At 67.9% G+C, this 14052-nt stretch carries 13 protein-coding genes; 7 read left to right on the top strand and 6 right to left on the bottom strand.

Annotated features, from left to right (window positions below; all coding sequences use genetic code 11):
- Positions 1-38 precede the first annotated feature (38 nt).
- From IU449_RS04080 to IU449_RS04060, 5 genes are all read left to right on the top strand, one after another.
- Positions 39-485 carry a CBS domain-containing protein gene (locus IU449_RS04080; RefSeq protein ID WP_195000601.1) on the top strand — a complete coding sequence of 149 codons (447 nt, stop codon included), beginning with the start codon at positions 39-41 and terminating at the stop codon, positions 483-485.
- 94 nt (positions 486-579) lie between these two features.
- The gene (locus IU449_RS04075; protein ID WP_195000600.1) at positions 580-1146 is read left to right on the top strand and encodes a flavodoxin domain-containing protein; all 567 of its coding nucleotides are present in this window, start codon (positions 580-582) and stop codon (positions 1144-1146) included.
- A 9-nt stretch (positions 1147-1155) separates the two neighbouring features.
- Entirely contained in the window at positions 1156-3465 is a 2310-nt protein-coding gene (gene ppsA / locus IU449_RS04070; protein WP_195000599.1) for a phosphoenolpyruvate synthase, read from the top strand.
- 172 nt (positions 3466-3637) lie between these two features.
- A complete protein-coding gene (locus IU449_RS04065) occupies positions 3638-4300 on the top strand; it encodes a response regulator transcription factor (protein ID WP_324188082.1) in 663 nt (220 codons plus the stop codon).
- A 42-nt stretch (positions 4301-4342) separates the two neighbouring features.
- Positions 4343-6004: a GAF domain-containing protein gene (locus IU449_RS04060; RefSeq protein ID WP_324188081.1), complete on the top strand. Its 1662-nt coding sequence runs from the start codon at positions 4343-4345 to the stop codon at positions 6002-6004.
- 62 nt (positions 6005-6066) lie between these two features.
- Here the strand turns inward: IU449_RS04060 and IU449_RS04055 are convergent, their stop codons facing one another.
- Positions 6067-7047, bottom strand: a complete 981-nt coding sequence (locus tag IU449_RS04055) for an Acg family FMN-binding oxidoreductase (protein ID WP_195000598.1) — start codon at positions 7045-7047, stop codon at positions 6067-6069.
- 220 nt (positions 7048-7267) lie between these two features.
- Between IU449_RS04055 and IU449_RS04050 the strand changes: the two genes are divergently transcribed.
- Complete coding sequence (locus tag IU449_RS04050; protein ID WP_195000597.1) at positions 7268-8254, top strand: 1-phosphofructokinase family hexose kinase; 987 nt, start codon at positions 7268-7270, stop codon at positions 8252-8254.
- Positions 8255-8294: 40 nt separating this feature from the next.
- Here the strand turns inward: IU449_RS04050 and IU449_RS04045 are convergent, their stop codons facing one another.
- Both IU449_RS04045 and IU449_RS04040 read right to left on the bottom strand, forming a co-directional pair.
- Positions 8295-8978: an ABC transporter ATP-binding protein gene (locus IU449_RS04045; RefSeq protein WP_195000596.1), complete on the bottom strand. Its 684-nt coding sequence runs from the start codon at positions 8976-8978 to the stop codon at positions 8295-8297.
- Complete coding sequence (locus tag IU449_RS04040; protein WP_195000595.1) at positions 8975-10105, bottom strand: ABC transporter permease; 1131 nt, start codon at positions 10103-10105, stop codon at positions 8975-8977. The genes IU449_RS04045 and IU449_RS04040 overlap by 4 nt, the downstream gene beginning before the upstream one ends.
- A 218-nt stretch (positions 10106-10323) precedes the next feature.
- On the opposite strand from IU449_RS04040, the gene IU449_RS04035 reads away from it, so the two are divergent.
- Positions 10324-10968 carry a TetR/AcrR family transcriptional regulator gene (locus IU449_RS04035; protein ID WP_195000594.1) on the top strand — a complete coding sequence of 215 codons (645 nt, stop codon included), beginning with the start codon at positions 10324-10326 and terminating at the stop codon, positions 10966-10968.
- 37 nt (positions 10969-11005) lie between these two features.
- On the opposite strand, the gene IU449_RS04030 is transcribed toward IU449_RS04035, so the two are convergent.
- The 3 genes from IU449_RS04030 to IU449_RS04020 all read right to left on the bottom strand — a co-directional run bounded on the left by IU449_RS04030 (position 11006) and on the right by IU449_RS04020 (position 14013).
- Complete coding sequence (locus IU449_RS04030) at positions 11006-11740, bottom strand: alpha/beta hydrolase (RefSeq protein ID WP_324188080.1); 735 nt, start codon at positions 11738-11740, stop codon at positions 11006-11008.
- A gap of 330 nt (positions 11741-12070) precedes the next feature.
- Positions 12071-13168 (bottom strand): hypothetical protein, encoded by a 1098-nt coding sequence (locus IU449_RS04025; RefSeq protein WP_195000592.1) that lies wholly within the window; start codon positions 13166-13168, stop codon positions 12071-12073.
- Entirely contained in the window at positions 13165-14013 is an 849-nt protein-coding gene (locus IU449_RS04020; RefSeq protein WP_195000591.1) for an SDR family oxidoreductase, read from the bottom strand. The genes IU449_RS04025 and IU449_RS04020 overlap by 4 nt, the downstream gene beginning before the upstream one ends.
- Between the last annotated feature and the right edge of the window lie 39 nt (positions 14014-14052).

The following is a 14052-nucleotide window of genomic DNA, read 5'->3' as shown; positions in this document are numbered from 1 at the left end:
CAGGGCATCGCAGAACCGACTGGAAGGCAGACAACGACATGACGACTGCATCCGAGATCATGCGACCCGACGTCGCATACATCGGCGTCCGGGACTCCATGGAAACAGCGGCCGAGCGTATGCGCCAACTCGGCGTCGGCGCACTCCCCATCTGTGACGGTGAGAAGCATCCCGTCGGAATCGTCACCGATCGCGACATCGTCGTGAAAGTGGTAGGGATCGGGGCCAATCCGAAGTCGACCATGGCGGGCGAGCTGGCGCAGGGCGCCGAGAGCCTGCACACCATCGAGGTCACCGCCGAGGTCGACGACATATTGAGCACCATGGAGCGCCATCAGGTCCGGCGCCTGCCGGTCCTCGACCAGGGGGTGCTCGTCGGCATCATCACCGAGGCCGACCTCGCCCGTCATCTGCCGGAAAGCACGGTGGGCGAGTTCGTCGAAGCCGTGTGCGCGGACTCCCTTCCCGCCACCGAGTCCGCCTGACGAACATCGATCCGCCAGGGCGGGCCATTGGTCACCACCGGCCAGGGCACCACGACTCTGCCTGGAAACCTCGCCCAGCGGGGACGCTGAGATCATGACACCGACACCCACGCGCATCGCCGTCCTCTACGCGACCGAGCAGGGATCGACCCGCGACATCGCGGATTTCATCGCCGAGGACCTGACATCTCGTGGTGGCGAGGTCGAGGTCAGCGAGGTCTCCCATGCCCCGGATCTGAGCCTGTTCGATGCTGTCGTACTCGGAAGCGCGATTCACGACATGAACTTCCTGCCGGAAGCTCAGAGCTATATCCGTGCCCACGACCAGGAACTGCGCACCACCGAACTATGGCTGTTCGGCGTCGGTCTCGGCCCCGCTCTGCGCGGGCCGATCGGCCGACGACTCGGTCCCATCGTGCCCCCGGAGATCGCTCGGCAGCGCGATCTGCTGGCGCCGCGCGACTATCGAGCCTTCGCCGGGGTATACGAGCGAGCGGGCATACCGCTGTCGGCTCGCGTGCGGTACCGATTGATGGGCGGAGGCAGGTACGGCGATCTGCGCGACTGGCCGTCGATTCGCGCCTGGTCCGCCGAGATCGCGACCGCGTTGGGACTGCGCTCGGTGTCGATCGGCACCGAGCCAGGAACGCAAACCCCCTGAGGAGCCGAGATGGGCGAGCGCTATGTGGCCGGGTTCGACGCACTTCGACTCGGCGATGCCGATCGCGCCGGTGGAAAGGGCGCGAACCTGGGCGAATTGGTGGCCGCGCAGTTACCGGTCCCGCCGGGGTTCGTCGTGCTGCGTTCCTGCTACGAGCAGTTCATCTCGGGCACTGTGGGTGCGGAGCTGGACAGCCTGCATCGGCAGGCGCTGGAGGCCGTGACCGACACGTCCCGCGTAGCCGACCTGTGTTCCCGGATGCGCGAGATCGTGCATGGGGTGGTGCTCGGCGACGACGCCCGCACCGAGATTCTCGACGCCTACCGGGCACTCGGTGATCACGCGCGCGTCGCCGTCCGCTCGTCGGCGATCGGCGAGGACAGCGCGTCGTCGTCGTTCGCCGGAATGAATCTCACCCTGACCAACATCAGCGGCGAGCCGGAACTCCTCGCCGCGGTCGTCGACTGCTGGGCCTCGCTGTTCACCCCGCGAGTGGTGACCTATCGCGCGCGTCGCGGCATGCGCGACCGCCCGGTGATGGCCGTGGTCGTGCAGCGCATGATCGCCTCGGTCACGGCGGGGGTGGCGTTCACCGCCGATCCGGCCACCGGGCGACCCGACCGCGTCGTCGTCGAAGCCGCTCGCGGTCTGGGTGAGGTCGTCGTCTCCGGCAGCGTCGAGCCGGACACCTACGTGTTCGACGCCGCAGGTCCGACGCTGCTGGAAACGCACAGGGGCGCGCAGGATTTCGCCATCGTCTCCGGGCCGGACGGGGATCGGCGGGTCGCCCTCGACGACGCCGACGTCGCAGCTCCGGTGCTCGACGACGAGCAGGCCACCGCGGTGGCGCGACTGGCGCTCGCCGTGAGCCGCCACCACGCGGGCATTCCGCAAGATGTCGAATGGGCATTCGACGATCAGGCGCTGTGGCTGGTCCAAGCCCGCCCGATCACCACGAAGATCGCCGGGCACGCTCCCGAACCGGCGGCCGCCGCACAGCCCGGCAAAGCTCTGGTTCGCGGCCTGGCGGCCGCTCCGGGAACAGCCTCCGGACCGGTGCGCGTCCTGTCCTCCCCGGCCCAGGTCGCCGAGCTACAGGACGGGGACGTCCTGGTCGCCGCGATGACCAATCCCGACTGGCTCCCGGCCCTGTCGCGCGCCGCGGCCGTCGTCACCGACAGCGGGGGGATCACCTGTCATGCCGCGATCGTCGCCCGGGAACTCGGCGTGCCGTGCGTGGTCGGCACCCGGACGGCGACCACGCAGCTGACCAACGGTGCCGTCGTCACCGTCGACGGCACCGCGGGTGAGGTGCGCGCCGGCCGGGCTCCGGCACCGCAGGTCACGGTCGCGTCGACCGCCGCGGGCGCCGGTGCGGCCGAAGCGAGTCCGCACGAAGCGACGGCGACCCGAATCTATGTCAACCTCGCACTGCCCGAAGTCGCCGAGCGCGTCGCCCGGACCGATGTCGACGGCGTCGGCTTGCTGCGCGCGGAGGTCCTGCTCACGCAGGCACTGGACGGCAAGCACCCCCACGAACTGATCGCGCACGGAGAGCAGCGCCGATTCGTCGACAGCATGGCCGAATCGCTGTTGCGCGTCACCACCGCCTTCGCCCCGCGGCCGGTCGTCTACCGCGCCACCGATCTGCGCAGCAACGAGTTCCGCGCGCTCGCCGGGGGCGCGGAATTCGAGCCGGTCGAACGCAATCCGATGATCGGGTACCGCGGTTGTTACCGCTACATCCGCGACCCCGAGGTCTTCGCCATGGAATTGCAGGCGCTGGCACGAGTGCGGGAGCGAACTCCGAATCTGCACCTGATGATCCCGTTCGTGCGTACCCGCTGGGAACTGGAGGCGTGCCTGGAACTGGTCGATGCCAGTCCGCTCGGCCGTCAGCGCGGCATGCACCGCTGGGTGATGGCCGAAGTCCCCTCGGTGGTGCACTGGCTGCCCGAATACGTCGGTCTCGGCATCGACGGCGTGTCCATCGGGAGCAACGACCTCACCCAGCTGATGCTCGGCGTCGACCGGGACTCCGAGGAGTGCGCCGAACTCTTCGACGAATCCGATCCCGCCGTCATGGACGCCATCGCCCGCATCATCGGTGCCGCTCGTGCGCACGGCATCACCTCGTCGCTGTGTGGGCAGGCGCCCTCCCGCCGTCCGGACTTCGCCGAGCGTCTGGTCCGTCTGGGCATCACCTCGATCTCCGTCACCCCGGACGCCGTCCCGGCAGCCCGCCGGGCGATCGCCTCGGCGGAACGCCGGCTGCTGCTCGAACACGCGCTGTCCGCGAATGCCGATCCCCCGCGCTGACCCGGCCGTCGGCACCGAGGTTTCACTACAGCCATTCGTGGCACACTGACCACACGGGATAGTCGCGACAGAGGAGGCTGACCATGGATTGGCCGACAGCAGCGGTGATCATCGCCGTGATATTCGCACTGATGGTGATCATCACCAGTTATTTCGCCTCGCGCAAGTCCGGGTGAGTGCCGTGGGCGGGCCGCCGAGGATCGGAGTCTTCCTGGTCGACGATCACGAAATAGTCCGTCACGGGGTGCGCGAACTCATCGACGCGGAGCCCGATCTCGATGTCGTGGGCGAGGCCGGCGATTGTTCGCAGGCATTGTCCCGAATTCCCGCGCTCCGACCTGATGTCGCTGTTCTCGACGTGTTGCTGCCCGATGGCAACGGCGTCGAATTGTGCCGCGAACTCTTGCAGACGGTTTCCGGCTTGCGGTGTCTGATGCTCACCTCTTTGACCGACGAGCAGGCCATGCTGGATGCGATCCTGGCCGGTGCGAGCGGGTACGTGGTCAAAGACGTCAAGGGCTTCGCTCTGGTCGAGGCGATCCGGGAGGTCGGGGCGGGGAAATCGCTGTTGGACAGTCGTGCCGCCGCGGCCCTGATGGCGAAGCTGCGCAACGCGGCGAACGACGACACCGGTCCGCTGGCGGATCTGACCGGCCAGGAACGCGTCCTTCTCGCATTGCTCGGTGAGGGGCTGACCAACCGGCAGATAGCCGATCGGATGTTCCTCGCCGAGAAGACGGTGAAGAACTATGTATCCCGTTTGCTGACCAAACTCGGAGTGGAACGCCGGGCGCAAGCCGCGGTGATCGCCACCAAGTGGAGCGACGCGTACTAACGCCGCGTGGCGGATTTCGATCGTCCCGGTAAGAATGGACCCGTGGAGCGCATCTCCGAGATCGTCGATGTACGTGACCGGATGGATCGGCTCATGGAGGCGATGCTGGTCGTCACCGCGGGCCTGGACATCGACAACACACTGCGCACCATCGTGCACACCGCGACGGAACTGACCGACGCTCGATACGGGGCGCTCGGCGTCAGGGAGACCGACGACCCGTGCAGCGAGCTCGCCGCATTCGTGTACGAAGGCATCGACGACCGGACTCGGGTGCTCATCGGCGACCTGCCACGCGGCCACGGTGTGCTGGGGCTGCTGATCCGCCATCCGGAGACCATCCGACTGTCCGATCTCCACGACCACCCGTCCTCGGTCGGTTTTCCACCGCATCACCCGCCGATGCGGGCGTTCCTCGGCGTGCCGATCCGGGTCCGGGAAGCGGTATTCGGCAATCTCTATCTGACCGAGAAGGCGAACGGGCAGGAGTTCACCGAGGACGATGAAGTCGTCGTGGGCGCGCTGGCCGCCGCCGCGGGTATCGCGATCGAGAATGCCCGGCTCTACGAGCAATCGCGCATGCGTGAGCAGTGGTTGGAAGCGACCAGGGACATCAGCACCGAATTGCTGGCCGGGGGCGAATCGAACGACGTCCTGGAACTGCTCACCCGACGAGCGCTCACGCTGACCGACTCGGCCTGCACGTTCGTGGCGCTGCCCGAGGACCCGGAGATTCCCAACGACGAAGTGGCCGAACTCGCCGTGGTGGCCGCCGCGGGCGTGCACGCGGAGCAGGTCACCGGCCAGCGCCTTCCCGTGGAGGGCTCCCAATTCGGACGCGCCTTCCGCACCGGCGAATCCGTGGTCGCCGAGAAACTCACCTACGATCTCTTCGCGCACTCGCGCACCCGTTTCGGCCCCGTCCTCGTGCTTCCGCTGCACGCCCGCAACCAGGTGATCGGCGTCCTCACCACGCTGCGCCCGCCCGCCCTCGAGCCGCTCGACGCTTCGGAGCAGTCGATGATGGCCGCCATCGGTGATCAGGCCGCCCTCGCCCTGCAACTGGCCGACAACCAACGACGTATGCGCGAGCTCGATGTCCTGTCCGACCGGGACCGTATCGCGCGCGGACTGCACGATCACGTCATCCAGCGGCTGTTCGCCGTCGGGCTCTCGTTGCAGGGCAGTGTCCAACGCGCACGATCACCGGAGATGCAGGCCCGGCTGCTCGGCACCATCGACGACGTCCACGACATCATCCAGGGCATCCGGCACTCGATCTTCGATCTGCAGAGCGTCAACGCGACCGATTCGGCCGAGTTCCGCAAACAGCTGCACGAGATCATCATCGACACGACCGTCGAGAGCGAGCTGCGCACCACGGTCAGGTTCTCCGGGATTCTCACCATCGTGTCCCCCGCGCTGGCCGAGGACATCCGGGCGGTGCTGCGCGAAGCGGTGAGCAACGTGGTCCGTCACGCCGACGCGACCTGGGTTTCGGTCGAACTGAAGGTGGACGACGACACGGTGACCGTAGACGTGAGCGACGACGGCGTCGGTCTCTCCCCGGGGTACTCGGCGGGCACCGGACTGGCCAACCTCGCGGCACGGGCGCAGCGCTACCACGGAGCCTTCACCATCGCTTCCCGGGCAGAGGGCGGCACGGCGGCCTGCTGGTCGGCCCGGCTGCCCGAGTATCCGTGACGCGAAGCGCCGCGGCTCGATCCGGGGTGGAAGCGAGCGACACCGCCCGGCTGTGAGCGGGATCAGTCCGGATTCGAGGGAAGCAACAGTTCCGCGACCGGTCGTCGCGGAGTCATGGGCAGCGGATGGGCGCTGGTGGGAGCCCATCCGACCCGCAGGAAGGCCTGTGGATAGGCAGTGTCGTGCAGCACTTCCACGCGCAGCGCGGTGCGCTGGGCCGGGATTTCCAGCGGCTCGGTGACCAGGCAGGTGGCCAGACCGATATTGGTGGCGGTCAACAGGATCGCGCTGATCGCCTCGCCCGCGCGCAGTCGCGAGAGCCGGTCGTCGCCTGATGTGCCGATCATCAGCAACTCGGCGTGATCTGCCTCGACGGCGGGATCGGCCAGCTCCGCCCCGGCGAACACACGGGCGGGGAGTTCGTCGCCCGGCCGCGGCGCGGGCGTGCTGTGCGCGGGGACTCCGTCGGTGCCGGCGTGCCTGCCCGTCCACATCGCGAGCTCGAACCGATAGGACTCGTCCTCGGAATGCAGACGGGCCGCCTCCTTCGCCGCCGCCACGATATGCCGCCGCTCCCCCGCGTCCACGACCCGAACCACCGCGCCCAGCGACCCGGCCCGTTCGCTGAACAGACTTAGATGACCCGGCGGAATAGGCCAGGATGTGAAGTGACGACGGTCGGTGCGACGGCGGGGAATGGCCCTGCTGAGCGCGACATCCTGCTCGGTCGGCCGGTGCGGGACCAGGGTCATCGAGGCCAGGTGGTCGGGGTCATCCGGATTCGGCAGCCGGTTGACGACCGCTGCCCACCCCAGGGCCGTGAACGCGACGGCGAGATGATGCAGTGCGGCGCCGCAGCTCAGCACGATGTCGCGCCGGTCCGGGTCGGTCGCAGGCAGGACACACGAGGAATCCAGGTACAGGTGCACACTGCGGTCGCCGACCCGCCAGCGCCACGGCTGCATATTGTGCACCGACGGCGCCCGGCCTGCCAGTGCCAATGCCGTCTCCACGGTGTGATCGTCGGGCAGTCCGCGCTCCATGATGTCGTCCGTTCGTCGACCGGATCTCTGTCTTCCACCGTCGCACGGGCGGAGTCGGCCGGTTAGTGCCGGATGTCCCCGGACCCGATGACATCGGACGAACGCCTGCGCCGGAGGTCCCTGTCCATCGACGACTTTCGGCCGTGCCCAGACCGTGACGAACTGCGCCATGCTGAGACGAGCGTGGCCCACTGTCTCGCATTCGTCGAAGGGACCAGCCGTGCCGGTCGCCGAGTCGCCCCGCGTCATCACCGTCACTCTGAATCCGGCTGTCGATGTCTCGCTGGAAGTCCATCAACTGGCCGCGGGCGGCAAGAACCGCGCTCTGGTGCGCACGGTCCAGGGAGGCGGTGGCGGCATCAACGTGACTCGTTGCCTGGCGCGGCTCGGTGTGCCGTCCGTGGCCCTGCACACCGCGGGGCGCGAGACCGGCGCCCGTCTGAACCGGTTGCTCAGCGAAGAAGGGATCGCGCATGTCGCGGTCGACATCGCAAACGAGACGCGGGAGGCGATCGTCCTCGACGACACCTGGTCCGGACGCAGCTACCACGTCGTGCCACCGGGGCCGAGACTGTCGGAAGCCGAGGAAGCGGCCTTCGTGGAGGCCCTCACCACGGCCGCGGCCGGCTACTCCTATCTGATCTTGACCGGAAGTGGGACACCAGGTTTGCGAGAGGACTTCTCGGCGGTCCTGCTGCGCGCGGCGCAGGCCGCCGGGATCAGAACCGTGCTCGACATCGCCGATGCGCAATTGCGTGGAGCGCTCCGGGAGAAGTCGTTTCTCATCCGTTTGGACCGTACGGAGGCCGGCGGTCTGATCGGCCGGCCCATCGAGACATTCGATGACGCTCGCACCGCCAACGATGTCGTTCTCGACACCGGCGCCACCGATCACGTGATCACGACCGCGGGCGAACTCGGCGCCGTCTACTCCGATCGGGAGCACCACTACGAGATATCCGCGCCGCCGCTGACCACACCTGCGCGCAGCGACGCGTGCGCGGGCGACAGCCTGGTGGCGGCCGTGACCGCACGGTTGGTGCAGGGCGAGTCGTGTGCTCAGGCCTGCGCCTACGGGGTCGCGGCCGCGGCGGCCACGGTCATGCTGCCGGGCACCGACGTCTTCGACAGGGCCGCCGTCGATCGGCTGGCGCCCGGCGTCGATGTCCGGCGAATCGAGCGGCTGCCGGACGTGGCGCGTCGATGACCACGCGCCCAGGCAGCCGCTCGATCGGCATGCCGGAACCTCACGCCGCGTAGGGCGTGAGCTTTCCGTCGATCATTTCCAGGATGCGATCGCAGTGCGCCAGAACGTCGTGGTCGTGGGTGACCATGATCGTCGCGACCTTCGCGCGGTGGGTTTCTTCGGCCAGCAGAGTCACGACCTCGTGGCTGCAGGCCCGGTCCAGCGCGGCGGTCGGTTCGTCGACGAGCAGCACGGCGGGCTCGGTGACCAGTGCGCGGGCGATGCCCACCCGCTGACGTTCGCCGCCGGAGAGCTGTCCCGGACGCTTGTTCGCACGGTGCTCCATCCCCACCGAGGCGAGCAGTTCGTGCGGGTCGCGTCCGGGACGGCCGGTGATGGTCGACATCAGCCGCAACTGGTCGATCGCGGTCAGCGAGGGCAGCAGGTTGGCGGCCTGGAAGACGAAACCGATGTGGTCGCGGCGGATTTCGGCGAGCTTCGGGGCGGGCGTGGCCGTCAGGTCGATGTCGCGCAGCCGGACCGTGCCGCTGGTGGGTGTGGTGAGCCCGCCCGCCACGGCCAGCAGGCTGGACTTGCCCGCACCCGAAGGACCGACGATGGCGACCAGTTCTCCCGGCGCGACATCGAGGGTGACATCGTCGAGGGCGGTGACAGTGCTCTCGCCGTCGCCGAACTGCAGGGTCACGTTTTGCAGACTCAGCCCGGTGGTGGTGAGGGTGCTCATCGGTTCTCTCCCAGTGCGCTCAGGGGATTGATTCGCGTGATGCGCAGGACCGCGAGTCCGGCGCCGACGAGGCCGAGCACGATCAGCAGGATCGCGCCCTGGGTGATGGGGCCGGCTTCCAGGGAGAACGGCATCCCGGTGTCATCGAGCGCCGCGCCGAGTCCGAGTCCGACGACGACGCCTGCCGTCACCGATCCGACGAGGATCACCACGGCCTGCATGAGGCTGTCGCGCAGCAGGTAGCCGGTGGACGCGCCCACGGCGCGCAGTACCGCGAGTTCCCGCATCCGCTGGACGGTCCAGATGCTGAAGAACGCGCCGACGACCAGTGCCGAGATGGCGTAGAGGAAGGCGATGATCATCGACATGGTCATCATCTCCGCGGTGTAGCCGGGCGATGCGTCGAACGACTGCTCGAGAGTCTTGCTTGAGGTGCGCGCCGCGGAGTCACCGGCGGCCAGGTCGGGCAGGGTGTCGTTCACGCCGCGGATCGCGACGACGCTGGCCTCGGTGTAGACGCGCGGGTCGATGGCGGAGCCCGCGGGAAGTCCGGTGTTGATCTCCTGCCAGGTGCGCAGCGGCACATAGGCGATGTCCACATGGCCGAAAGTGCGTTTGTCCCCGGTGAATCCGACGACGGTCAGTTCGGTGCCGATACGGTCGACGACCACCGTGTCGCCGACCACGACGCCCTCGTCCCGGGCGCTGGTGCTCAGGATGACATCGCGGGGACCGCTCAACGCAGCGCCCTCGCCCACCGTGGGCTCGAGGAAGGAGCCGGGGGTGACGCCGAAGACGGTCAGGTCGATCGCGGTTCCGCCGCCGGTGTGCGCGTTGACGATCGTATTGCCCATCAGCTCGGCCTCGTCCACATCGGGACGGGCGGCCCAGCTGTCGGCCTGGTCCTGGGTCACGACCGAGCGGGAGAAGGCGGAGTCGGTCTTGGTGCCTTCGGAGAAGGCGAACGCCTGCACGGGGGTGCGCTGCAGGCCGGAGACACCGTCCTCCACCAGGCCGGACGACAGTCCCGAAAGAATGACCATGAGGACGGAGATCAAGGCGATGACCGACCCCATGAGCAGGACACGAGTACGCGCGAACAGCAGTTCGCGCAGAGCGAGAAACATCAAGCGGCTCCTGAGAACGATCCGGTCAGGCCGGAAGGGCGTCTGCGAGGCGGGAGAAGACCATGGCGCAGATTCCAGCAGATCGGGGCCCGGACTGCCAATTTTTGATGACGCGGTGTCATGAAAATCATTCCGGAGCGCCGCGGGCGCCGTCGGCGGCCGTCCCGGCGTGTATCTTCGGTCGGTCAGGAAGTATCCGACCGAGCCTGGAGCAGCACGTGCCTATCCTCAACGCAGGGCACACCGTTGCCGAACACAAGACCGCCACCCGCACCCGCATACTCGCCGCCTTCGCCGAGGTCCTGGTTCGCGACGGCTGGGACGGCGCGTCGATCAAGGCCGTCGCCACACAGGCAGGTCTGACCCGCACCGTGCTCTACAACTACTTCGCGGACAAATCCCAGATGCTGTTGGAATGGTCCGCTCTCGAGATCGAGCGTTTCCTCGCGCGGATCGATCAGGAGACCGTTGCCCTGGACGACCCACGCCACAAACTCGAGGCTGTCGTAGAACTCGTGCTCCGTGAGTTCGCCGGACCGCATCCGGTCACCCCGCCGGTGATGAGCTTGATCCCCAACCAGACCGCGCTCGAGTTCACCTCTCAGCTCAACGAACTCGAGGACGTGGTCTTCCGCATCCTCACCGAGGGAGAGCAGGTCGGGGTGTTCCGGCTGGTGGACGCGCGCTCCGCGAGCCGCTGCATCCTCGGCTGCCTGGATCCGCACCGGCAGGCGCTCGCCGAGGGCGGCCCCGTCGACGAGGTGATCGCGCAGGTCGTGCCGTTCGTCATGGGCGCGGTCGGCGCGGGCCCCACGGGGGTGCCCGATCCGCACCCGGAGGCGTCCGTCGCCGACTGCGGGTGAGCGCGCCTGTCTCCGGTCGATCGTCGAGCGCCTGCCCTCAGGCAGCCGCGTCGTCGGTCGTGTCGATGCTCTCGACGAATCGCTCGACGCTGTCGAGAGCGCTTCGTGCCTCAGGTAGCCGCTGATATCCCATCTGGAACACATGGAACATGCCGGCCCACATTTCGAGCTCGCATCGTCCGCCCGCTGAGCGCAGTGCCGCGGCATAGTGCTCGGAGTCCGAGCCGAGGATCTCGCTTCCACCCGCCTGCAACAGCATCGGTGGCAGGTCGGGGCCGACCGCGCCGAGCACATCCAGGCGGGGATCGCTGAAATCGGCTTCCACCAGGTAGGTGTGCGTGATCCGCCGAGCCGTCCGAGCGGAGACGAACTGGTCCCACACGAGCTTGTGCCGGGCCGCCGCCAGTCGCCAAGTCGGGTCGACGAGGCTGGAGAATCCGACCAACGCGGCGGGCTGCTCGACACCGAGTTCGCGCAGTTGGACACACAGCCCCAAGGCGAGGTGACCACCGGCCGAGTCGCCCATCACGACGATCTCGCCCGCTCGGTGCCCCTGTTCGAGCAGCCACAGGTAACCGCGGAGAACGTCGTCGTGGGCGGCAGGGAAACGGTACTTCGGCGCGCGCCGATAACGCACGGTGAAGGCGGGGCGATCCAGTCGGCGCGACAGTTCCGACACCAGGCCACGGTGGGTCGCCGGGCTGCAACTGATGTATCCGCTGCCGTGGATGTAATAGATCAACCGGCCGCCGGGCTTCGCCTGCCCGCCCACCCACTCTCCGACAGTCCTGCCGCGTGGCCCGGTGACATCGACCCTTGTGTGCGGGAGCATCGGAGCGAACCACATCCGACACGCCACGACCTGCGTGAAGCGATAGCCGAGAACCCCGATCGACGAATGCAGCGGAAGTAGCCACAGCGTCGGCCGGACGAAGATCCGCGATGCCCAGATGGTCACGCGCACAGCGAAGGAGCGCCGCACGGCTACCGCATGATCATGAGCGCTGGTGTGGACAGTCATCTCGATCGAACCCCGATTTCCGTCATACCCCTGCTTTCGTCGTTTCGAATCCCGTTGTCGCCGGATCGCCCGCGGTCCGGGTCACCGGGTGGGGACGGTGATGGTGCCGTAGTCCAGTCCGCCATGGGTGAAGGTCGGCACGACCGGCCATTGCCGCTTCCGGTTCGCGCACTCGGAGGACGGGATGATCTGACGCCACCGCGGATTTCGCGGCGACGGGGAAGCGAGAGTCTTCTCCTTGACCATGGAGTCGTACTGGTCGAGGGAATCTTCGAGGGTGTTGGCGTTGAGCACGACCTCGCGCCCGTAGAACTCGGCGGTGCGGCGCACGCCGGGGATCTTCGACAGTTCGGGCTGCCAACTGTCGGCGGCCATGCCGTTCTCCGAGGACACCCAGACTCCGTCGGGCGTGTTGACCACCAGGGAGTGATTGCCGTCGGTGTGGCCAGGGGTCCACAGCAGGCTGACTCCGACGCCGAGTTCGACGTCGCCGTCGAAGATCTCTAGCCGGTCCTCGGGTACGCCGTCCATACCGCCCTCGACGTACCAGGCCCACTGCATCGGGTGCATCGACTCGAAGGTGCCCAGCTCCTTGCGGTGCACGACCAGTTTCGCGTTGGGGAACAACGGCTTTCGCGCCGTGGGCTCGCCTTCGATCGGCGTGCTGGAGCCCACGATCATGCGCGGGTCCTGCACGTGGAGGTGGTCGAAGCTGATGTAGTCCACGTCGTCGTTGGTCAAGCCGAGGCGTGGCAGCACCTGATCGGGGTCGTTGTAGTAGTCGACGAACAGCGATTCCACGCCGAGCTTGCCCGCGAAGCGCTGCAGCTGCCCGTAGAACGGGGCTTCGGCAGATCCTGCGGCCACGGTGGGTTCCCACACCAGGGTCATGAGCTTGCCGTCGAAGCCTTCGAACTGGATGACGAACATGCGGTTGATGATCGAGATGAAGGGGTTGAGGTTGATCGAGTACCCCTGAAAGGCGAAGCGTGCCGGATACGGTGCGGCGGCGATGTCGAAGCTCTTGATCGCCCGCACCTGGCCCTGGGTGAGGAAGCGTTCCCGGTAGTTCCGGGCTGCCTCACGGATGGCGTCGAGCCGCTTTCCGCGCGGCCAGATGTCGTGCACGCCGTCGAATTCCGGGATCGGACGCGGGGCGGCGGATCGAGTGGTGGTCATCGGGTCCTCCCCGGGTCGGTGGTGTCGGTCAGGGCACGGCGTTCGTAGTGGTCGCGAGTGGCCGAGTGCGCTACGGCTTCGACCTGATCGGGCACCGTGCGACGCAGCACTCGATCGCGCAGGGATTGCGGCAGCAGGTTGGTGAGGCGGACCAGCAGACCGATCGAGGCAGGCAGGGTGACCTCGAAGCGAGGGCGTTGTAGGACATTCACCACGGCGGCGGCGACATCGGCGGGCTGCAGCCGGGCGGTCGCGCCGCTGGCGGTGCCGATCGCGAGTTCGGTGTCGACCACGCCGGGCATGATCACCGACACGTGCACGCCGCTGCCGCGCAGTTCCTCACGCACGCCGGTGAGATAGCCCAGGACGCCGTGTTTGGTTGCGGCGTAGGTGGATTCGCCGGGCGGGGCGAGCTTGGCGGCAGCCGAGGCGATCGTCACGATGTGCCCGCCGCCGCGCTCGCGCAGGTACGGTGCGGCGAGCTGGACGCCGCGGATCACACCGTGCAGGTTCACCGCGAGCATGCGCTCGGTAGCGGCCTCGGGCTCGGCATCGAAGGCGCCGACCCACATCACTCCGGCGTTGTTGACCAGTACATCGAGCGATCCCCACAGGCCGGTGACCTCGGCCAGGAATTCCCGGAACGACTGGGTGTCGGTCACGTCGAGGGGAAATGCGCGCACGTGGCCGGGCAGCTCTGCGGCGGTCACGCGAGCGGCCTCGAGATCACGATCGCCGATCGCGACCCGGGCGCCTGCCGCGGCGAGCCTGCGCGCGATCTCTCGCCCGATGCCCTGGGCACCGCCGGTGACGGCCACGATGCGCCCGGCTGGGGTTGCCGTCATGGCGTACCGCCTTTCCTGTCGGAGTTCTGCCGACGCCCT

This window comes from Nocardia higoensis (genome assembly GCF_015477835.1).
Lineage (GTDB): Bacteria > Actinomycetota > Actinomycetes > Mycobacteriales > Mycobacteriaceae > Nocardia > Nocardia higoensis_A.
Note: the sequence above shows the minus strand (reverse complement) of the source record. Positions and strands in the feature narration are given on the sequence as shown.